Below are 19330 nucleotides of genomic sequence, written 5' to 3' on the forward strand. Positions count from 1 at the left end.
GCTTCCAGGATTCATATCACGCCGAGTTCTCGCCCCACCTCCTCAAACGCCTCGACCGCTCGATCGATATCCGCGCTCGAATGCGCCGCCGACATCTGCGTCCTGATGCGCGCCTGACCCTTCGGCACCACCGGGAAGGAAAAGCCGATGACGTAGATGCCGCGCTTCAGCATCCTTGCCGCCATTTCCTGCGCAAGTGATGCGTCGCCCAGCATCACCGGGATGATCGGATGATCGGCGCCGGCGAGCGTGAATCCCAGCTTGGTCATCGACGCGCGGAAGCGCGCGGCGTTGCCGTAAAGCTTTTCGCGCAGGCCGTCGCCCTGCTCGATTAGCTCGAATACTTTCAGCGACGCGCCGGCGATCGCCGGCATCAGCGTGTTGGAGAACAGGTACGGCCGCGAGCGCTGGCGCAGCCAGTCGACCACTTCGCGCTTGCCCGAGGTGTAGCCCCCGGACGCGCCGCCCAGCGCCTTGCCGAGCGTGCCGGTGATGATGTCCACCCTGCCCTCGACGCCGCAATGTTCAGCCGAGCCGCGACCGTGCTTGCCGACGAAGCCGACGGCGTGGCTGTCGTCGACCATGACCATGGCGCCGTATTTTTCGGCGAGATCGCAGACGCCCCGCAGATTGGCGATGATGCCGTCCATGGAAAACACACCGTCGGTGGCGATCAGCTTGAAGCGGCTGCCTTCCGCCTTCTTCAATTCCTCTTCCAGCGCAGCCATGTCGTTGTTGGCGTAGCGAAAACGTTTCGCCTTGGAGAGCCGCACGCCGTCGATGATCGAGGCGTGGTTGAGCGCATCAGAGATGATGGCGTCCTCTTCGGAAAGCAGAGTCTCGAACAGGCCGCCATTGGCGTCGAAGCAGGAGCCGTAGAGGATCGTGTCCTCCATGCCGAGGAATCGCGAGATCGTCGCTTCCAACTGCTTGTGTTCCTCCTGCGTGCCGCAGATGAAACGCACCGAGGCCATGCCGTAGCCGTAGCGGTCGAGTGCATTCTTGGCCGCCTCGCGCAGATCAGCATTGTCGGCAAGGCCGAGATAGTTGTTGGCGCAGAAGTTCAGAACCTTGCCACCGCCGGCCACCTCGATCTCGGCGGACTGGGTGGAGGTGATCACCCGCTCGGATTTATAGAGCCCGGCCAATTTCAGCCCTTCCAGTTCGGTTGACAGATGGGCGAGGAAAGGCTGGCTCATGAAAAACCTCCGGATGCGGCAGGGTTAGCGCCGAAAGCCACCGAACTCTAGCAGAAATCCGACCAGCCCACGCGCCGCTTCTCTCGCGGCGGGCAGCGTGCCGGCCGGCTACGTTGGATGAACATCGAGGCCAAGACACAATGACAATCGTTTCGATCACGCTGTTCCGCCAATGGCATCCGTTCCGCGACGGGACCTATCGCTGTTCGGGCGGACGCAGCGCCGAAGGATTCGATTCCACCATCGTCGAGATAAGGACGCGCGACGGGCTTGCCGGCTATGGCGAGATGGCGCCGCTCGGCAGCTTTTATGACCCGGCCTTCGCCGCAGGCGCGCGCGCGGCAATGCGCGAGCTTTGCCCGCGGCTGGTCGGCGAGGGCGCTTCAGGCATCGAGGCGCTGAGCCGCCGCATGGACCTGCTGCTGAAAGGGCATCCCTACGCCAAGGCGGCGATCGACATGGCGCTGTGGGATCTTGCCGGCAAGCGCGCAGCACTGCCGCTCGCCGCGCTCACCGGCGGCGCGGAAGGCTCGGCCGTCCCGCTCTACCGATCGCTGGCGCAGGAAGCGCCCGACGCCATGGCGGCACGGGCGCAAAAATACGTCGCCGAGGGTTACCGCCGGCTGCAGGTCAAGGTCGGGCTCGAGGTCGACGAGGATGTGGCGCGGCTGGAGGCGGTGCGCGCCGCCGTGCCTTCCGGCACCGTGCTGTTTTGCGACGCCAATGCAAGCTGGGGCACTGCGGAGGTCAGGCGTTTCCTCGGCGCCACCCGCGATCTCGACTATGTGCTGGAACAGCCCTGTGCCAGCTATGAGGAGAACCTGGCGATCCGCGCCGCCTGCGACCGGCCGCTGGTGCTCGACGAGACCATCGACAGCGTCGACGTGCTGCTACGCGCCATTTCCGACGGGCTGGTCGACGGCATCACCATAAAGCTGGCGCGGGTCGGCGGCATCACCAGGGCCAAGCTGATCCGCGACGTCGCGATTGCCCGCAATTTGAAGATCACCATCGAGGACACCGGCGGCGCCGAGATCGACACATCAGCCTATTGCGCGCTGATGCTGTCGACGCCAGAAACACTTCGCCAGCACACGGTCGATTTCCACAACTGGGTGACGGTTTCGAACGCCCGCGCCGATTTCCGCATCGAGGGCGGCGCCATCACGCCGCCGTGCGGAGCGGGACTGGGGGTCGAGGTCGATCCGAAGGCGTTGGGCGAGCCTGTTTTCGTGGCGCGGTTGTAGGTCGCTTCGCGAGAACGAAAGAGCGTCGTCTACGCACGAACAGAACGTTCACGACGATTTGTTCCGCGTGGTGGCATTGCAGCTCTTGAACGATCGTTCACCGAAATTACCTCGATGCGAAGCGTGCTGTGCACGCGAAGTGAACGCTTTGATCAAGCTTCATCCGTGGAGGTTGTCATGGCTTATTCGCTGATGGAAGGCAGGAAAGGACAAGACTGGATCAACCTTGTCCTCGCGGTCTGCCTGTTCATTTCCCCCTGGCTCGTCGGGTTCGTGACCGACGCCAGGCCGGCGTGGAACGCCTGGATCGTGGGCGTCGTGCTCGCCGGCTTTGCGCTCGCAGCGATTTCGGCGTTCGCCGAGTGGGAGGAATGGGTGAACTTCGTGCTCGGCCTTTGGCTGGTCGTTTCGCCCTGGCTGCTCGGATTTTCCGCCAATGTGAACGCGATGTGGACCCATGTGATCATGGGCGTGCTTGTCGCGGCCGCGTCGGCCTGGGCGGTCTGGGACTTTCGACATGGCCCGCACGCGCATGCGTGACCGGCCCGGCGGCCAAACGCCGAACCGAACGATGTAAGACAATCGGTCCGCCATGCAGATGGCGGGCCGATGTCGTTAGAGCGAGATGAGATGATACCCCGCACAGGACGCGGGGAAAAGCGGCTCAGAAAAACGCCTGCAGCCCGGTCTGCGCGCGGCCAAGGATCAGCGCATGCACGTCGTGCGCGCCTTCGTAGGTGTTCACCGTTTCCAGATTCTGCGCGTGGCGCATGACGTGGTAGCCGATCTGGATGCCGTTGCCGCCATGCATGTCGCGGGCCTGGCGGGCGATGTCGAGCGCCTTGCCGCAATTGTTGCGCTTGACGATGGAGATCATCTCGGGGGCCATCTTACCCTCGTCCATCAGCCGGCCGACGCGCAACGAACCCTGCAGTCCGAGCGCGATGTCGGTCTGCATGTCCGCCAGCTTCTTCTGGTAGAGTTGCATGCCGGCCAGCGGCTTTCCGAACTGTTTTCGGTCGAGGCCATACTGCCGGGCGCGGAACCAGCAATCTTCCGCCGCGCCCAAAGCGCCCCAGGAGATGCCGTAGCGGGCGCGGTTCAAACAGCCGAACGGCCCCTTCAGGCCCGCGACGTTGGGCAGCAGCGCGTCCTCGCCGACCTCCACATTGTCCATCACGATTTCGCCGGTGATCGAGGCGCGCAGGCTGAGCTTTCCGTCGATCTTCGGCGCGGAGAGGCCCTTCATGCCCTTTTCCAGGACAAAACCCTTGATCTGGTTGTCGTGCGCGGCCGACTTCGCCCACACCACGAACACATCGGCGATCGGCGCGTTGGAGATCCATATCTTCGAGCCCGAGAGCCGGTAGCCGCCGGCGGTCTTTTCGGCCCGCGTCTTCATGCCGCCCGGATCGGAGCCGGCGTCCGGCTCGGTCAGGCCGAAGCAGCCTATCCATTCGCCCGACGCCAGTTTCGGCAGGTATTTCGTGCGCTGTTCCTCCGTGCCGTAGGCATGGATGGGGTACATGACCAGCGACGACTGCACCGACATCATCGAGCGGTAGCCGGAATCGATGCGCTCCACCTCGCGCGCCACCAAGCCATAGGACACATAGCCAGCGCCGAGCCCGCCATATTCTTCCGGAATGGTGATGCCGAGCAGGCCGGCCTCGCCCATCTCGCGAAAGATCGCCGGGTCGGTCTCCTCATTCATGTAGGCCGCCTCGACGCGCGGCGCGAGCTTGTCTGCGGCGAATGCCGCAGCACCGTCACGCAGCATGCGTTCGTCCTCGGACAACTGATCCTCCAGCAGGAACGGATCGTTCCAGACAAAGGAAGCGGCGGCGGCCTTGCTCTCGAGGTTCATGTCAAAAATCCAGTCCTGGTTCTCGCATCGATTTTAGTGCGGAAAGTGCAGCCGGTCGAAGCCTTTCTGGGGCCTTCCGTCAAGTGGAAACGAACCCGGTCGGTTGGACCAGTCATTGACGCGCCTTCACTCTGTAGCGGCCAAGCCGGTCCGGGCTACTCGGGCAATCCGGCCTTGATCAATCCCTCGCGCAGCAATTCGCGGTCTTCGGCCCGTTCGAGCAGGATGTCCTTGCGAAAAAACTCGGCGATGGAAAAATCCGGCCTCTCTTCCAAGATAGCCGCCTTCAGCGCCTCGACCTCGGTGGCATGCCCAAGCTGGGCGTCGCAGGCGGCAAGTCGCGCGCGCAACCAGTATCCGGGGGTCGGAATTTCGGAGAACTCCTGGGCGGCTTCGGCAAATCGCCCCAGCGAATAATAGACGACGCCGAAACGGGCATGGTACCAGACCGGTGGAAATGGATTGAGCCGCCCCGCCTCCTGCATCCTTTCCAACCCCTCGTCGATCTTGCCGCGAAGAACCAGCAGATAGCCCAGGCCCATCCGCCGGTCGGCGTCATTCGGATTGAGTTCCACCGCACGCCGGAAATGCTGCTCGGCAGCGTGGTATTGGCGCCGAAACAACCACATGGTGCCGATTACGCGATGGCAATGGCTTTCCTGTGGATCGAGTTCGAGCGCCCGCGACGCCATGACGAATGCTTCGTCGATGATCTCGGGAGGGGCTGCCGTATGCCCATAAAGGGCCGTGTGGGTCATGGCCAGGTTCGCATGAGCCAGGGCGAAATACGGGTCGAGCTCGACCGCGCGCGCGAACATCTCCTGGGCCTTCCTGTTGTCGTCCCCGGCGAAGCCTCGGTAGTGGGCCAGGCCGCGCAGCAGGCAGTCATAGGCGTCGAGGCTGGTTGTCGGCACGCGCAACGAACGCTGCAACCTCGCATCCTGAATTCGCCCGACCAGGGTGGAGACGATCGTCCGAGCAAGTTCGTCCTGGACAGCGAAGATGTCGGTCAGGCTGCGATCGTAGCGCTCGGCCCAGATGTGGGCGCCGGTGGCCGCCTCGATCAGTTGCGCCGTGATCCGAATACGGTCGCCGGAGCGACGGATGCTGCCCTCCAGAAGGTGGGATACGCCAAGCTGGCGTCCGATTTCAACCAGGCTCGTCGGCTTGCCGCGGAAGGAGAAGGAGGAATTGCGGGCGATGACGAAGAGCGAACGGTAGTGCGTCAGTCCGGTGATGATGTCCTCGGTAACACCATCGCTGAACACTGTCTCTTCAGCCTGCCCGCTGAGATTGTCGAAGGGCAGAACAGCTATCGACGGGCGGTCGGAAACGACGGGCATCGCGCGCGGCGGCGACTGCGCCTGCGTCGCGGACCATCGCCACACCCGCACGGGCCGGGCGATGTTTTTCAGCGTTTGCTCACCGGCCTCGCGCCACTCGACATCCAACTTGCCGGCAACGTCTTCGTGAACGCGGCCCGAGATCGCTATGCCGTCAACCTCCGCCAATGCCTGTAGCCGAGCGGCGACGTTGATGCCTTCGCCGTAGACATCGTCCTCGTCGACGACGATCTCGCCCTGGGTGATGCCCATCCGGAACGCCAGCCGGCGTGAATCGGGTATGATCGCATTCTGCTCTGCGAGCAGCTTCTGCATGCCGACGGCACACCGGACCGCGCCGACGACGCTGTCGAACTCGGCCAGGATGCTGTCGCCGGCCGTGTTGATGACGCGTCCGCCGTCGGCACGGATCATGGGAAACATGATGGCGTGCTGGTCGTGGAGGGCTTTGACGGTGCCCTCCTCGTCCTCACCCATCAGCCGGCTGTAGCCGGCGACATCCGCTGCCAGGATCGCTGCGAGGTGTCGGCGCATGGCGTAGGTCGTCCCCCCGGGCCATCGGCAACGCGACCGAGGTCGCGACGCCGCACGGCCATCATAGCTCGAAAATGTCGAAAAAGCTCGGCCCTGCCAATTGCTTCGAACGAGCTTCGCCGCTGCGGCTCCAAGGTGCGGAAGCCGCCCGCGACCACCGCGCAAATCGCGCCACGCGCCGCGACGGGGATTGAATTTGGCAGGTTACTCGTTGCGAGGCATAATCCTGGTGCACGCAGGGAGGATCGCATCATGGGGTAGTTCCGCCGCAGACAGAAGGTTCGGCCCCGGGATTTGCAACCCCGCCCATGCCAACCACGGCGTCGGAGTACATCACGGCGCTGGCGCATTACCACCGCGCCGAGATCGCCCGCATGGCCGGCTGGCGCGACCGTATCGACCGTACGACCAATTGGGCCATCACCGGCGGCGGCGCGATGCTGTCGGTGTCGCTGTCCTCGCCGTCATCGCACCACGGCGTGCTTCTGTTCACCATGCTGCTTGTGCTGCTCTTCCTCATCATCGAGGCGAGGCGCTACCGCTTCTTCGACGTCTATCGGGCGCGCGTGCGCCTGGTCGAACGCAACTACTTCTCGCCGCTGTTCCTGTCCGGCCGAGCGGCCGATCCCGAATGGGCGCACGCTCTCGGCCGAAGCCTCGACAACCCGAAATTCATGGTCAGCCTCCACAGCGCCATGTCACGGCGCCTGCGGCGCAACTACTTCTGGATCTTCCTGGTCATCCTGGTGGCATGGGCGCTCAAGCTGTCGACGCCGAAGCTGCAGGACGTCGCCGCCAGCCGCGATGTCGTGACTTCGCTGCGCGAGATGGCCGACAATGCGGCGCTGGGTTTCCTGCCCGGCTGGTTCGTCCTGATCGCGGTGGCGATGTTTTATAGCTGGCTGGTCCTTACCGCAGTTCAGCATCGCGAGCCCTTGCCGGGTGATGGCGACGTGCATGTGTAAGGGCACGGCCTTGCCCATCGCACCAACAACACGCTTGGATCGGCGTAAATGCAGCCTCGCTCGTCGGGCCGATATAGCAATCCAAGGCTCTAACTCGGCCGTGCCGGCATAGTTTGCGGATTACGAGCGCCGTGGATGATGCGCATGATCACGACTTCAGCATCGAATATCTCGTAAAAGATCAAATAGGGATGTTTACCTGTGTTGACATACCGAACATTAGACTCGTCCGTCTGCCTTCCACTGAGGGGGTATTGGCCGATGAACTGACGTGCTTCCCTAAACCTGTCGCGGAATCCGGTACTGGCGGAGGCCGATCGGGTGGAAAGAAAACCAAGAATGTCGACGATGTCCTGAACGGCTGCGGGCGCGAGCCGCGTTTTCATGAGGCATACTTCTTGAACACCGCCTCGAGCTCTTCCTCGGTCGCGAACTCGCCACGTGCGATTTGCGCTCGGGCGACAGCGATTGCTGCCCGTTCCTCCTCGGAAAGCACATAAACTTCATCGCTCGTGCCGCGAACGATTTCAAATATCGTGCGCGCGATCTCGTCCTGCTCTTCAGGCGAAAGCTGGCGGGCGGCCTCGATGGCCTGTTCGAGAAGCTTGGTCATCTGGACACTTTATCACGATTTGCGGTGACAACATATTCGCGGGTGGAAGCCGTGGAGACAGAGCCTTCGCCGGAAATCCCTGCGATTGCGCCCAAAACTGAGACCAGCTTCGAACGCCCGCTACGAACCCATGCGCTCGCCCGCCGCCTGCCAGTTGATGCGCTCGGACAGCACGGCCGCGACGTGCTCGGCCTTGCGGTTCTCGTAGTCGAGATAATAGGCGTGCTCCCAAAGGTCGATGCCGACAAGCGGCGTCAGGCCATCGGGCAGCGGGTTGCCGGCATCCTGGTAACCCTTGACGGCAAGCTTGCCGCCGTCCGCAACCAGCCAAACCCAACCGGTGCCGAAGACAGTGTCGCCTTCCTTGGCGAAGGCGTCGTACAGCCCCTTGTCGCCGCCGAAGTCGCGCTCCAACGCCTGCGCGAAGGCGCCGGCCGGCTTGGTCGGGCCGCCCTTGAACTGCTCCCAGTAGAAGACATGGTTCCAGGCTTGGCCGGCCTGGTTGAAGATCTTGTCTTCCCCGTCCTTTTTCGAGGCGACCACCGCCTCCTGGAGTTCCATGTCGGCATAGGGTGTGCCGGGCACGAGCTTGTTCAGCTTGTCGAAATAGGCCTTGTGGTGCTTGCCGTAATGGAGGCCGACCGTGCGCGACGAGATCTGCGGCGCGAGCGCATCCTCGCCATAGGGTAGCGGCGGCTGCTCGAACGGGCTCGCGGCGCGGGCGATGTGTGGGCGCAACAGCACGCCGGCGGTGGCTACGGCGCTCAGCGCCAGCACGGTCCGTCTCGTCATGGTGGCAGGCATGAAATCTCTCCTCGTCTGGCCCTGTCGCCAGCCCAACTCGGACGCGCGGGAGGAGTTCCGTCACGAGGACGCTACCGGCCGCTCGATCCGCCTTGTCGCAGACGCCGCCCAATACCACGCGTCCGGCATACAAGCCTAGGGTGTGTCGAGATTCAGATCAGGCCGGCATCCCCTAAATCTCCGCACACCCTGGCGCGCCTTATTTGACGTAGCCCGAGCGCGCCTTCCTTGCCTGTTCCTCGAAAATCAGCGCGCAGCCCTCCTTGTCGGCCTCGGACGCGAACCCTTCCATGACTTTTCTTGCGCACAGGAAAAGCGAAGGCGGAGGAATGGCGTAGTTATCCGCGCAGAGATTGTCGATGAGGGCGCCCCTGGTGCCGTCCAGCATCCAGCTTATGCAAAGCCGGAACAGCGGATCGTCGAATGCCACGTCGCGCGGCGCGGCATGGCTGGGCGTGGAGGCCGCCATTACAACGAGGCAAGACAACAGCCGTCGACGCCAGCGCACCGGATCAATGCAACCCCGCTCTACGAAGCCCCTCGACATAGACGGCGCGATCCTTTGAATGGACGATCGGGTGATAGGCCTCCACCCACGCTATGGATAGGTCAGGCTGAAGCTTCGTGGCCTCCGCCAGCGCCATGCCGGCCAGCACGGTGTCGCCCGCCATTCCCGCGGCGGCGGCGAGGCTGCGCCATGCCGTTCCGAAGTGGGGCCGCAGCTTGACTGCGCGGTGCTGAAAATCGACGGCCTCGGCAAAACGCCCGCGCATGAAATGGCAGGTGCCGATCGTCGACAGCGTCGCTGATTGGATCGAGTCGCGCGGACTGAGCCGCGTAGCGATCGCCAGATGTCGCATCCCGTTTTCCGCTTCGCCTCCATAACCATAGGTCGAACCGAGGATCATGTGGGCGAGCGCAAAGCTCGGATTTCGATCGATCGCCAGGCCAAGCGCGGCGACGGCCTCGTTGAAATGCCGCCCGACCATGTGAACGTAGCCCACAGTGACATGGCCCCAGGCATCGCTGTCGTCCTGGTCGATGCCACGCTGTGCCAACGACATCGCCGTCGCGAGCGTCTGTGGCGGATCGGCCAGGCCGAGATGGGCGCGGGCGGCATACAACCAGCCAAGCAAACTCGTCGCCCGCGCATAGTCCGGATCGATGGAAATCGCGCGCTGCAGCAGATTGAAGCCGATTTCCGTTTCGGCGACCGTCCAGACCCAGACATACGGCATGGCGCGAACGACACAGCCCCAGGCGTCGAGGTTTTCGGGGGACCTGTTCCGCAATCGCAGGTTTTCCGCCGCGTAGAGTTCGGGCTCGATGGCGGCCACAACACTCATGGTGATCTCGTCCTGCACCGCGAAAATATCCGCCAGCGCGCGGTCGTAGCGCTCGGCCCAGACATGAATGCCATTGGCGCCATCGACAAGCTGCGCCGTGACGCGAAGGTGATCGTTCGCCCTGCGCACGCTGCCTTCCAGCACATATTGGACGCCGAGCTCCCGCGCGACCTGACGGACATCGGGAGCCTTCCCCTTGTAGGCAAAGGTTGAATTTCGGGCGATCACGAATATCCAGCGCATCTTCGAAAGCGCAGTGATGATGTCCTCGGCAATGCCGTCGCTGAAATAATCCTGCTCCTTGTCGCCGCTCATGTTCTGGAAAGGCAATATGGCAATGGAGGGCTTGTCGGGCAGCACGAGAGGACCAGCGTTCAGTGCCTGCTCGATCAGATTGCCTGGCTGGTCCACCGCGTAGACGGCAACCGCCTCGGGGATGTTGTGAACCTTGTGTTCGCCCAGATCACGATAGACGAAGGGAAGCTTGCCCTTGACCTGATCGTAGACATTACGGCCGATGCACACGGCGCCGGGATGAGCCAGCTTCTCCAGACGCGCGGCGACGTTGACGCCCTCGCCGTAAATCGTGTCGCCGTCGGCAATGACGTCCCCCAGATTGACGCCGATCCGGAACGCCATGCGCCGGTCTTCCGGCAGGTTGCTGTTTTCCTTTGCCAGCGCCCGCTGCATTTCCATCGCGCATTCGACCGCGCTCAGCGCGCTGGCGAATTCGACCAGCAGGCTGTCGCCGGCGGACCCGACAACCCGGCCGGCATGACGATCGATCTCGGGGTCGAGGATTTCCGAGCGCAGCTTCTTCAGCAGTGCCAGCGTACCCGCTTCGTCGGCGGACATCAGGCGCGAGTAACCGGCCACGTCGGCGGCCAGTATAGCCACGAGTTTGCGGCTCTGCTCCTGCAAGAACGGCCACCTCCTCGTCGCAGTCTAGCCGAACGCAAAATGCAAGCGAACAGGAATTCGCCACCCGAGGGCAATCGATCCGCCTTGCAGACTGCCTTTCCCATGGAAGGTCGGTCTCGAATCCGCCTATAATCCTCGCATGCCGATCCGCCAGCTATCCGAAACCCTGATCAACCAGATCGCCGCCGGCGAGGTGATCGAGCGTCCGGCGAGCGTGGTGAAGGAACTGGTCGAGAACGCCGTCGACGCCGGCGCCACCCGCGTCGAGATCGCCACGGCCGGGGGCGGGCTGTCGCTGATCCGCGTCAGCGACGACGGCATCGGCATTCCCGCCGACGAGCTTGAACTCGCGGTGTCGCGCCACTGCACCTCGAAACTCGCAAACGGCATCGACGACATCCGAACGCTGGGGTTCCGCGGCGAGGCGCTGCCATCGATCGGCGCTGTCTCGCGGCTCGCGATCCGCTCGCGCACAGCGTCCGGCGAGGCGGCCGAGATTTCCGTGGAAGGCGGCCAGGTTTCCGCCGTAAGGCCGGCGGGCGCCAATCGCGGCACGGCGGTGGAGGTGCGCGACCTGTTCTACGCCACGCCGGCGCGGCTGAAATTCATGAAGGGCGAGCGCGCCGAGGCCACGGCAATGGCCGACGTGGTCAGGCGCATCGCCATCGCCTTCCCCAAAGTCCGCTTCACGCTGTCCGGCCCGGACCGCTCGACGCTCGACTTTTCCGCCACTGGCGACCGGTTGCGCCGCATCGCCCAGGTGATGGGGGCGGAGTTCCCGGAGAATTCGATCGCCATCGATGCCCTGCGCGAAGGGGTGCGGCTCGACGGCCATGTCTCGACCCCGTCCTATTCGCGCGCCAACGCGCTGCAGCAATATGTCTATGTCAACGGCCGGCCGGTGCGCGACCGGCTGATCGCCAGCGCCATCCGCGGCGCTTTCGCCGACACTTTGGCGCGCGACCGCCACGCGGTCGCCACCCTCTTTCTGTCGCTCGATCCGGCGCTTGTCGACGTAAACGTCCATCCCGCCAAGGCCGACGTGCGTTTCCGCGATCCCGGCCTGGTGCGCGGGCTGATCGTCGGCGCGATCCGCGAGGCGCTGGCCGCCTCCGGCATCCGCCCCGCCTCGACCGGAGCGGCGGCCATGCTCGGCGCCTTCCGTCCCGGCCCGACCGCCTACGACCATCCCGGCCCGACCGGCGGCCATCGCGGCTACAATCCGGGCTTCCGCGGCGCCGTCGCCGGCACGTTCGACGCCGCGCGCTCGTTCCAGCGGCCGCTGGCGCCGGGCTTCGGCGAAGCGGCGCAGGCCGCCTTCGACACCGGCTCCTTGGAAAGCGCCGACACCCGGGCAAGCGGCGATGCTCCCGCCCCGGAAGCACTTGGGCTGAGGCTCGGCGCGGCGCGGGCGCAGGTCCACGAAAACTACATCGTCGCGCAGACCGGCGACTCGCTGGTCATCGTCGACCAGCACGCGGCGCATGAGCGCCTCGTCTACGAGGCGCTCAAGAACGCGCTCGCCAGCCGGCCGATGCCGGCGCAGTTGCTGCTGCTGCCGACCATCGTCGATCTTCCGGAAGACGATGCCGAGCGGCTGGCGCTGCATGCCGAGACGCTGCGGCGCTTCGGCCTCGGCATCGAGCGCTTCGGCCCGGGCGCTGTGGCGGTGCGCGAGACGCCGGCCATGCTCGGCGAAACCAATATCGAGCAACTCATCCGCGACCTCGCCGACGAGATCGCCGACAACGACACAGTCGACACGCTGAGGGAACGCCTGCATGCCATCGCCGCCACCATGGCCTGCCACGGCTCGGTACGCTCCGGCCGCCGGCTGCTGCCGGACGAAATGAACGCGCTGCTCAGGCAGATGGAGGCGACGCCGGGGTCGGGCACCTGCAACCACGGCCGACCTACCTATGTCGAATTGAAGCTCACCGACATCGAAAGACTGTTCGGAAGGCGGTGAGATGGATGCGCCGGCGTTGGAGGCCGAACTTGGTGCGTCCTTCGAGGCTCGCCCGTGATGATTTATCCCTTCATTTTCAAAACAATGCGGGTTCGCACCTCAGGATGAGGGCGGTTGTGCCTGCAACGCAGATCGTCCAGGTCGTCGACCGTAGTTGCGAGAGGCTGCTGCAAGAAGAAGAGAGCGACGTTGAAGATTGGCGTTGCAGGCACACGGTCCTCATCCTGAGGTGCGAGCCCGTACGACATTGGAACAAAAGGATAAAACGTCACAGGGCGAGCCTCGAAGGACGCACCTCAATACAACCGCCGCCCCTCACCGCTGCGTCAGCGTGGCGATGAAACGTTTGGTGCGCTCGCGCTCGGGGCTGCCGAAGATCTTTGCCGGCTCGCCCTTCTCGACCACCTTGCCCGCATCAAGAAACACGACCTCGTGCGCTACCCGCGAGGCAAGCCGCAAATCGTGGGTGGCCATGACCATGGTGGTGCCCTCACTTGCCAACTGGCCGAGCACGTCCACGACCTCCTCCGACAGTTCCGGATCGAGCGCCGAGGTCGGCTCGTCGCACAGGAGCACGCGCGGCGACGGCGCCAGGGCGCGGGCGATCGCCACGCGCTGCTGCTGGCCGCCCGACAGCGTCGCCGGCCAGGCGTCGGCCTTGTGCGCCAGCCCGACTTTTTCGAGCAGCGCCTGCGCCCGTTGGCGCGCCTTGCCGGTCGGCCATTTGAGCACGGTGACCAGCCCCTCCATGACGTTCTCGATCGCCGTGCGGTGGGGAAAGAGCTGAAAATTCTGGAAGACCATGCCGGTCTGACGGCGCAGCCGCTGGATCGAAGCCCAGCCGACTTTCTGGCCGGGATGGAACCGCAACGAATCCTCGCCGATGCGCACCGTGCCGGCGGTCGGGATCTCCAGGAGGTTGACGCAGCGCAGCAACGTGCTTTTTCCACCGCCGGAAGGGCCGACCAGCGCGGTCACGGAGCCCTCGCGCATGCGCAGCGTGACGTCCTTCAGCACGACGTTGTCGCCAAAACGTTTTTCGATATCGACGAGTTCGATCACGACCGCGCCTCCAGGAAGCCGCCATAGCGGTTGAGCCGGTGCTCCAGCCGCACCTGCAGGGCCGACAGGATCGAACTCAGCGCCAGGTAGATCAGCGCCGCCTCGATGTAGAGGATCAACGGCTCGTAGGTGGTGGCGACGATGCGCTGCGCCGCCTGGAAGAGTTCCGGCACGGTGATGGCGGCTGCGAGCGAGGTGTCCTTGACCAGCGAGATGAAGGTGTTGGAGAGCGGCGGCACCGCCACCCGGCCGGCCTGCGGCAGGATGGTGCGGCGGATCGTCTGCTGAAAGCTCATGCCGATCGAATAGGACGCCTCCCACTGGCCGCGCGGCACCGAGGAGATGGCGGCGCGGATGATCTCGGAGGAATAGGCGCCGATGTTGAGCGTGAAACCGATCAGCGCCGCCGGAAAGGCGTCGATGATGATGCCGGCGCTGGGCAGGCCGTAGAAGATGAGGAAGAGCTGCACCAGGAGCGGCGTGCCGCGGATGATCCAGACATAGAAGCGGATCGCCGCCGCGAAGGGCGCCGGCGCGAACAGCCGGATCAGCGCCGCGATCAGGCCGACGGTCAGCCCGAGAGCGAAGGACAGGATCGTCAGCGGCGCGGTGAATTTCACCGCCGCCCACAACAGCGGGCCGAGCGAGTCCAGCATCAGTTGAAGCCAGTGGGGCACGCGTCATCTCCCGAAACCACGAAGGCGGCAGACCTTGGCATGAAGCAAGCGGGCAAACAAACGGGCGGCCGGTCCATGAACCGGCCGCCCGCAGGATTTCCGCCGTTTTCCTACTGCGAGACGTCCTGACCGAAATACTTGTCGGAGATTTGCTTGTAGGTGCCGTCGGCCTTGATCTCGGCCAGCGCCTTGTTGATCGCCTCCAGCAGCTCCGGCTCGCCCTTGCGAATGATCACGCCTGAATGGTCGGCCTCGTCCTCCTGCGCCACGATCTTCACCGGGGCGTCGGGCTTGTGTTTCTTGAAGTCGAGGAAGGACAGGCTGTCGTTGATGGTGGCGTCGGCGCGGCCGCTGAGCAGAAGCTGGATCGACTGGTCGAAGCCGTCGGTGCCGACCAGCTCTGCGCCATTGGCCTCGGCGAGCTTGCCGAAATTGCTGGTCAGCGACTGCGCCGACTTCTTGCCCTTCAGGTCGGCGAAGGACTTTATCTCCTCATTGCCGGCGCCGACGATCAGCACCGCCTTGGAGGCGATATAGGGATCGGAAAAATCGTACTTCTGCTTGCGCTGCTCGGTGATGCCCACCTGGTTGATGACGGCGTCGTAGCGGTTGGCGTCGAGGCCGGCGATGAGGCCGTCCCACTTGCCCTCCAGGAACTCCGCCTTGACGCCGAGGCGCTTGGCGATGGCCTGGCCGATCTCGACGTCGAAGCCGACCAGCGCCCCGGAGGTGTCGTGATAGGTGAAGGGCGCGTAGGTGCCCTCCGTGCCGATCTTGATGACGCCGGCCGACTGGATCTGCGCCAGGTTCTCGCCGGCATGCGAGGGGGCCAGCGCCAGGAGTTGCAGGGCTCCGGCGACGAGCAGCGACTTGAGGAGTTTCATGATCAGGATCCTGCCTTTGGTTGGATCGGAAGCGAAGATAGCCGCTTATCCGGGATAAATGGGAAGGCCGTAAGAAATTTCATTCCCGTTTCTCCCGTCTTGAATGAACCATTTTCCTCAAGGAGCCTGATCTTGGCGCTCGCGTGCAATGAGCGCCCACCTTGCGGCCTGTCCGAAGGTCATCGGGCGGCTACAGCTTGACCTGCCTGCCGATTTATGGCGGAAGGGGCGGATTGAAAGGGATCTCGAGCATGAACCGCTTCGAGGGTCCGGGCGCAAGGGAAGCCGGGATCCGCTACCTCGATGGAGATTTCCAGGTCACCAGCCCCGGATCGTTCGTGCGCTGCGCGGTGACCGGCGAGCGGATCGCCCTGGACGAGCTGAAATACTGGAGCGTCGCGCGCCAGGAGCCCTATGTCGACGCCGCCTCCTCGCTGAAGCGCGAGCTCGACTCCGACCCGTCGCTGCGCACCCGTTCGCTCAGGTAGCGCGGGCGCTCCAGGCCCGAACCGCCGCCTCGACGATGGTTGTGGTCGCCTGTGCCGGCGTGAAGACCGCGTCGACCTCCAGAACCTCGATCCCGGCCCGGATTTCCTGAAGCGCGGCATCGCCGCCGAGGCGGGCCGCGTCCTTGGCGGTCGTCGCCAATGCCAGATCCTGTGCCCGCGCGGCCGAAACCAGTTCGCGCAGCTCGGCCTGCGTATAGAAATGATGGTCGGGGAACCGCCGCGCCACGGCGACGTCGGCGCCGGCCGCCCTCAGCGTATCGAAGAATTTGTCCGGATGGCCGATGCCGGCGAAGGCGAGCACCCGCCGTCCGGCGAAGCGGCCTGCATCGAGGGGCTCCAACGCCGCCGAAAACACCGGCTTGCCGGTGCGCGCGGCCGCCGCGACGATCTCGTCCGCACCGGGGCCTTCGCCCATGCTGAGCACGGCGTCGGCGTAGCGGAGTTGGTCGGCCATGGCGGCGCGCAGCGGCCCGGCGGGAAGGACGCGGCCGTTGCCGACGCCGTGCCGGGCATCGACCACCAGCAGGGCGTGATCGAACCTGATACGGGCGCTCTGGAACCCGTCGTCCATGACAATGAAATCGCATCCCCGCGCCACCAGCAGCCTTGCCGCCGCCGCGCGGTCCGGCGAGACGGCGACCGGCGCATGCGCGGCCAGCAGCAGCGGCTCGTCGCCCACGGCGCGCGCATCGTCGCGTCCCGGCTCGACGATCTGCGGCGCGGCGGCATTTCCGCCATGGCCGCGCGACAGAAATCCCGGCTTGAGCCCCATCGCCCTCGCTTGCCTTGCGAGCGCGATCGCCACCGGCGTCTTGCCGGAGCCGCCGACGGTGAGATTGCCGACGCACAGCACGGGCGCGCCGATCGTTTCGCGCGGGGCGTTGGCGAGGCGGCTGCCGGCAATGGCGCCGTAGATCGCAGCAGCAGGCGCCAGCGCTGCCGCCTCCCAGCCCGCCGGCCGCCACCAGAAGCCGGGCGCGTCGAAACCCACCTACGCCCCGTTCGGCTTTTCCAGCCGCGACTTCACCACCAGCGGATGGATGAACGGGTCGAGCGCCTTCAGCGTCCGCTCCAGCGCGCCGCGCATCTCCTCGACCGCCGCCGCGCCGGCGCTGATCATCTCGCGCCGGGCCGGCTCGTTGCTGAGCAGATAGTTCACGGCGCCGGCCAGCATATCCTTGTCGCGCACCAGCCGGGCGCCGCCGCCGTCGATCAGCCGCTGGTAGGAATCGCGGAAGTTCTGGACGTTGCGACCGGCGAGCACGGCGGTCTCGAGCATGGCCGGCTCCAGCGGGTTCTGCCCGCCCTCCGCAGCCAGCGAGCGCCCGACGAAGGCGATTTCGGTCAGGCGCAGGTAAAGCCCCATCTCGCCGATCGTGTCGCCCAGCAGGATGTCGGTGTCGTCCTTGATCTCGCCGCCACCTGTCCGGCGCACGACGTTGAGGCCCATCGCCGAGAGTTCGGAGTGGAGCGCGGATGCACGGTCCGGGTGGCGCGGCACGACGATGGTCAGCAGGCCGGGATGGCGGGCCTTCAGCGCCAGATGCACCTCGGCGGCATATTTTTCTTCGCCGTCATGGGTCGAAACCGCGGCCCAGGTCGGGCGCTTGCCGATCTGGCCCTTCAGCACCGCCAGTGCGCCGGCATCCGCGGCGGGCGGGCCGACGTCGACCTTCAGATTGCCCGAAACCGTGACGGGGCGCGCGCCGAGCGCCTGGAACCGCTCGCCGTCCAGGTCGGACTGAGCCACCACATGCGCCAGGTTCTCGAACAGCGCCTCGGCAAGATAGGGGCGCTTTTTCCAGGAGCGGAACGAACGGTCCGACAGCCGCCCGTTCACCAGCACCTGCGGCACCCGCCGGTCGCCGAGTTCGAGGATGGTCATCGGCCAGATCTCGGATTCGGCGATGATGACGAGGTCGGGCTCCCAATAGTCGAGGAAGCGGTCGACGGCGGGCTTGAGGTCGAGCGGCACGTATTGATGGATCACCGTCTCGCCGAACACCTCCTGCGCGAGATGCGCGGAGGTCACTGTCCCGGTGGTGAGCACGACATTGACGCCGTAGCCGAGGATGCGCTGCACCAGCGGCACGACCGCGTTGGTCTCGCCGACGCTCGCCGCATGCACCCAGATGATCGGACCGGGCGGGCGCGGCTTGCTGGCATGGCCGTAGCGCTCGCGCCGGCGGGCGCGGTCCTCCTTGCCGCGGCTGGCGCGCCAGGCGACATAGGTGCCGATCACTGGATAGATGATGGCGCCCCCCAGGCGGTAGGCTTGCAGCGTGGCGCGTGCCCAGCGTTCGCTCATGCGCGGCGGTCGACGATGCGGTAGACCCGCTCCGTCACCTCGTTCAGGGCGGCGGTGATCTCCTGCCGCTTGCGTTCCATCTCGGCATCGTCGGCGTCGGCCGGCACAGCGATCGGTTCGCCGACGATCATCGCGCAGCGGCCGAAGGGCAGATTGATGGTGGTCTTGTCCCAGGTCTTCTCCAGCACCTTGCGGCGGCTGGTGGTCATCGCTACGGGCACCACGGGGCGGCCGGAGAGCCGCGCCAGCGTCACGATGCCCATGCCGGCCTGGCGCGGCGTGCCGTGCGGGATATCGGCGATCATGCAGACGTTGCTGCCGGCTTCCAGCACCTTCTTGAGGGCGATCAGCGCCTGGGCGCCGCCACGGTCACGCTTCTTCTTGTCCTCCCGCCCGCCCGAGCCGCGCACCGCCTCGAAGCCGAATTTCTCGACCACCAGCGCGTTGAGTTCGGCATCGGCGCTGCGCGACACCATCGCCGACAGCGGCTTGCCGCGCGGATAGAGCACCGGCGCCATCAGATGCTGGCCGTGCCAGATCGCCAGGATCGAGGGCGTGATCTTCTCGTAGGACGTCGCGATGTCGCTCGATCCGGCGGCGTAACGGTTGGTCGAGCGCACGAGCCGCAACGCGCCGGCCAGCAGCGTCGCCAGCGTCGACTTGGCCACGGTCGATTGCGCAAGCGGCTGGCGGATGCGCCGCCACAACCCCTTGGCCCCGCCTACCTTGCGACGCTTCTTGGCCCCGGCGCGGATCGCCGACGGCGCCACTGGATTATCCGTCATCAGCTCTTGTCACCCGAGGCTCTGCCCTCCGGATCGAGCAGACGGTGCAGGTGCACCACGTAGTAGCGCATATGGGCGTTGTCGACGCTTGCTTGCGCCTTTCCCTTCCACGCCGTCAGCGCGGAGGCATAGTCGGGGAAGATGCCGACGATGTCGAGTTTGTCGAGATCGCGGAAATCGTTGGATTTCAGCGATTTCAGCTCGCCCCCGAAAACGAGGTGCAGAAGCTGCTTCTTGCCGTCTTCTTCAGCCATTGCAGGATCCTGAGTCGCGAAAACAAGCGCGCATTGGTCTAGT

General features: G+C 65.1%; 20 protein-coding genes. 5 read left to right on the forward strand and 15 right to left on the reverse strand.

What is annotated here, in order from left to right; genetic code table 11:
• Window positions 1-11: 11 nt before the first annotated feature.
• Window positions 12-1199, reverse strand: a complete 1188-nt coding sequence (locus RB623_RS13320; protein WP_308057328.1) for a glycine C-acetyltransferase — start codon at window positions 1197-1199, stop codon at window positions 12-14.
• A gap of 140 nt (window positions 1200-1339) precedes the next feature.
• Between RB623_RS13320 and RB623_RS13325 the strand changes: the two genes are divergently transcribed.
• The gene (locus RB623_RS13325) at window positions 1340-2446 is read left to right on the forward strand and encodes a mandelate racemase/muconate lactonizing enzyme family protein (protein ID WP_308057329.1); all 1107 of its coding nucleotides are present in this window, start codon (window positions 1340-1342) and stop codon (window positions 2444-2446) included.
• A gap of 177 nt (window positions 2447-2623) precedes the next feature.
• Window positions 2624-2986 carry an SPW repeat protein gene (locus RB623_RS13330; protein WP_308057330.1) on the forward strand — a complete coding sequence of 121 codons (363 nt, stop codon included), beginning with the start codon at window positions 2624-2626 and terminating at the stop codon, window positions 2984-2986.
• 124 nt (window positions 2987-3110) lie between these two features.
• Here RB623_RS13330 and RB623_RS13335 read toward each other — a convergent pair whose 3' ends face one another.
• Window positions 3111-4313: an acyl-CoA dehydrogenase gene (locus RB623_RS13335; RefSeq protein ID WP_308057331.1), complete on the reverse strand. Its 1203-nt coding sequence runs from the start codon at window positions 4311-4313 to the stop codon at window positions 3111-3113.
• Window positions 4314-4468: 155 nt separating this feature from the next.
• On the reverse strand, window positions 4469-6190 hold the full coding sequence (locus RB623_RS13340; protein WP_308057441.1) for an adenylate/guanylate cyclase domain-containing protein: 1722 nt from the start codon (window positions 6188-6190) through the stop codon (window positions 4469-4471).
• Window positions 6191-6498: 308 nt separating this feature from the next.
• On the opposite strand from RB623_RS13340, the gene RB623_RS13345 reads away from it, so the two are divergent.
• Window positions 6499-7155 carry a DUF2270 domain-containing protein gene (locus RB623_RS13345; RefSeq protein WP_308057332.1) on the forward strand — a complete coding sequence of 219 codons (657 nt, stop codon included), beginning with the start codon at window positions 6499-6501 and terminating at the stop codon, window positions 7153-7155.
• A gap of 89 nt (window positions 7156-7244) precedes the next feature.
• Here RB623_RS13345 and RB623_RS13350 read toward each other — a convergent pair whose 3' ends face one another.
• The 5 genes from RB623_RS13350 to RB623_RS13370 form a co-directional block, all read right to left on the reverse strand.
• A complete protein-coding gene (locus tag RB623_RS13350) occupies window positions 7245-7541 on the reverse strand; it encodes a type II toxin-antitoxin system RelE/ParE family toxin (RefSeq protein WP_308057333.1) in 297 nt (98 codons plus the stop codon).
• Window positions 7538-7768, reverse strand: a complete 231-nt coding sequence (locus RB623_RS13355; protein WP_308057334.1) for a hypothetical protein — start codon at window positions 7766-7768, stop codon at window positions 7538-7540. Before RB623_RS13355 ends, RB623_RS13350 begins: the two co-directional genes overlap by 4 nt.
• A gap of 120 nt (window positions 7769-7888) precedes the next feature.
• Window positions 7889-8572, reverse strand: coding sequence for a superoxide dismutase (locus tag RB623_RS13360; RefSeq protein ID WP_308057335.1), 684 nt, complete (start codon window positions 8570-8572; stop codon window positions 7889-7891).
• A gap of 199 nt (window positions 8573-8771) precedes the next feature.
• On the reverse strand, window positions 8772-9041 hold the full coding sequence (locus tag RB623_RS13365) for a hypothetical protein (protein WP_308057336.1): 270 nt from the start codon (window positions 9039-9041) through the stop codon (window positions 8772-8774).
• Between the two features lie 43 nt (window positions 9042-9084).
• The gene (locus RB623_RS13370) at window positions 9085-10839 is read right to left on the reverse strand and encodes an adenylate/guanylate cyclase domain-containing protein (RefSeq protein WP_308057337.1); all 1755 of its coding nucleotides are present in this window, start codon (window positions 10837-10839) and stop codon (window positions 9085-9087) included.
• 139 nt (window positions 10840-10978) lie between these two features.
• Here RB623_RS13370 and mutL point away from each other — a divergent pair, with 139 nt between their 5' ends.
• Window positions 10979-12808 carry a DNA mismatch repair endonuclease MutL gene (gene mutL / locus RB623_RS13375; RefSeq protein WP_308057338.1) on the forward strand — a complete coding sequence of 610 codons (1830 nt, stop codon included), beginning with the start codon at window positions 10979-10981 and terminating at the stop codon, window positions 12806-12808.
• A gap of 315 nt (window positions 12809-13123) precedes the next feature.
• On the opposite strand, the gene RB623_RS13380 is transcribed toward mutL, so the two are convergent.
• The 3 genes from RB623_RS13380 to RB623_RS13390 form a co-directional block, all read right to left on the reverse strand.
• The gene (locus RB623_RS13380) at window positions 13124-13870 is read right to left on the reverse strand and encodes an amino acid ABC transporter ATP-binding protein (RefSeq protein WP_308057339.1); all 747 of its coding nucleotides are present in this window, start codon (window positions 13868-13870) and stop codon (window positions 13124-13126) included.
• Window positions 13867-14547, reverse strand: a complete 681-nt coding sequence (locus RB623_RS13385; RefSeq protein ID WP_308057340.1) for an ABC transporter permease subunit — start codon at window positions 14545-14547, stop codon at window positions 13867-13869. Before RB623_RS13385 ends, RB623_RS13380 begins: the two co-directional genes overlap by 4 nt.
• Before the next feature lie 110 nt (window positions 14548-14657).
• Window positions 14658-15431 (reverse strand): amino acid ABC transporter substrate-binding protein, encoded by a 774-nt coding sequence (locus RB623_RS13390; RefSeq protein ID WP_308057341.1) that lies wholly within the window; start codon window positions 15429-15431, stop codon window positions 14658-14660.
• A 251-nt stretch (window positions 15432-15682) separates the two neighbouring features.
• Between RB623_RS13390 and RB623_RS13395 the strand changes: the two genes are divergently transcribed.
• The gene (locus RB623_RS13395) at window positions 15683-15919 is read left to right on the forward strand and encodes a DUF2093 domain-containing protein (RefSeq protein WP_308057342.1); all 237 of its coding nucleotides are present in this window, start codon (window positions 15683-15685) and stop codon (window positions 15917-15919) included.
• Here the strand turns inward: RB623_RS13395 and lpxK are convergent.
• Genes lpxK through RB623_RS13415 form a run of 4 tightly spaced genes read right to left on the reverse strand, consistent with a single transcriptional unit; the run spans window position 15912 to window position 19287 of the window.
• Window positions 15912-16931 carry a tetraacyldisaccharide 4'-kinase gene (lpxK, locus tag RB623_RS13400; RefSeq protein ID WP_308057343.1) on the reverse strand — a complete coding sequence of 340 codons (1020 nt, stop codon included), beginning with the start codon at window positions 16929-16931 and terminating at the stop codon, window positions 15912-15914. The two genes, RB623_RS13395 and lpxK, sit on opposite strands and share 8 nt — an antisense overlap.
• Window positions 16932-18248, reverse strand: coding sequence for a lipid IV(A) 3-deoxy-D-manno-octulosonic acid transferase (gene waaA, locus RB623_RS13405; protein ID WP_308057344.1), 1317 nt, complete (start codon window positions 18246-18248; stop codon window positions 16932-16934).
• Window positions 18245-19033, reverse strand: a complete 789-nt coding sequence (locus RB623_RS13410; RefSeq protein WP_308057345.1) for a lysophospholipid acyltransferase family protein — start codon at window positions 19031-19033, stop codon at window positions 18245-18247. The genes waaA and RB623_RS13410 overlap by 4 nt, the downstream gene beginning before the upstream one ends.
• Complete coding sequence (locus tag RB623_RS13415) at window positions 19033-19287, reverse strand: DUF4170 domain-containing protein (RefSeq protein ID WP_308057346.1); 255 nt, start codon at window positions 19285-19287, stop codon at window positions 19033-19035. Before RB623_RS13415 ends, RB623_RS13410 begins: the two co-directional genes overlap by 1 nt.
• Between the last annotated feature and the right edge of the window lie 43 nt (window positions 19288-19330).

The organism is Mesorhizobium sp. LHD-90 (assembly GCF_030929505.1).
In the GTDB taxonomy this organism is placed as follows: Bacteria; Pseudomonadota; Alphaproteobacteria; order Rhizobiales; family Rhizobiaceae; genus Kumtagia.

What these genes read in the sequence shown, in the direction of transcription:
- RB623_RS13320 (WP_308057328.1), bottom strand. Translation starts at nt 1,199, where the DNA reads ATGAGCCAGCCTTTCCTCGCCCATCTGTCAACCGAACTGGAAGGGCTG.
- RB623_RS13325 (WP_308057329.1), top strand. Translation starts at nt 1,340, where the DNA reads ATGACAATCGTTTCGATCACGCTGTTCCGCCAATGGCATCCGTTCCGC.
- RB623_RS13330 (WP_308057330.1), top strand. Translation starts at nt 2,624, where the DNA reads ATGGCTTATTCGCTGATGGAAGGCAGGAAAGGACAAGACTGGATCAAC.
- RB623_RS13335 (WP_308057331.1), bottom strand. Translation starts at nt 4,313, where the DNA reads ATGAACCTCGAGAGCAAGGCCGCCGCCGCTTCCTTTGTCTGGAACGAT.
- RB623_RS13340 (WP_308057441.1), bottom strand. Translation starts at nt 6,190, where the DNA reads ATGCGCCGACACCTCGCAGCGATCCTGGCAGCGGATGTCGCCGGCTAC.
- RB623_RS13345 (WP_308057332.1), top strand. Translation starts at nt 6,499, where the DNA reads ATGCCAACCACGGCGTCGGAGTACATCACGGCGCTGGCGCATTACCAC.
- RB623_RS13350 (WP_308057333.1), bottom strand. Translation starts at nt 7,541, where the DNA reads ATGAAAACGCGGCTCGCGCCCGCAGCCGTTCAGGACATCGTCGACATT.
- RB623_RS13355 (WP_308057334.1), bottom strand. Translation starts at nt 7,768, where the DNA reads ATGACCAAGCTTCTCGAACAGGCCATCGAGGCCGCCCGCCAGCTTTCG.
- RB623_RS13360 (WP_308057335.1), bottom strand. Translation starts at nt 8,572, where the DNA reads ATGCCTGCCACCATGACGAGACGGACCGTGCTGGCGCTGAGCGCCGTA.
- RB623_RS13365 (WP_308057336.1), bottom strand. Translation starts at nt 9,041, where the DNA reads ATGGCGGCCTCCACGCCCAGCCATGCCGCGCCGCGCGACGTGGCATTC.
- mutL (WP_308057338.1), top strand. Translation starts at nt 10,979, where the DNA reads ATGCCGATCCGCCAGCTATCCGAAACCCTGATCAACCAGATCGCCGCC.
- RB623_RS13390 (WP_308057341.1), bottom strand. Translation starts at nt 15,431, where the DNA reads ATGAAACTCCTCAAGTCGCTGCTCGTCGCCGGAGCCCTGCAACTCCTG.
- RB623_RS13395 (WP_308057342.1), top strand. Translation starts at nt 15,683, where the DNA reads ATGAACCGCTTCGAGGGTCCGGGCGCAAGGGAAGCCGGGATCCGCTAC.
- waaA (WP_308057344.1), bottom strand. Translation starts at nt 18,248, where the DNA reads ATGAGCGAACGCTGGGCACGCGCCACGCTGCAAGCCTACCGCCTGGGG.
- RB623_RS13410 (WP_308057345.1), bottom strand. Translation starts at nt 19,033, where the DNA reads ATGACGGATAATCCAGTGGCGCCGTCGGCGATCCGCGCCGGGGCCAAG.
- RB623_RS13415 (WP_308057346.1), bottom strand. Translation starts at nt 19,287, where the DNA reads ATGGCTGAAGAAGACGGCAAGAAGCAGCTTCTGCACCTCGTTTTCGGG.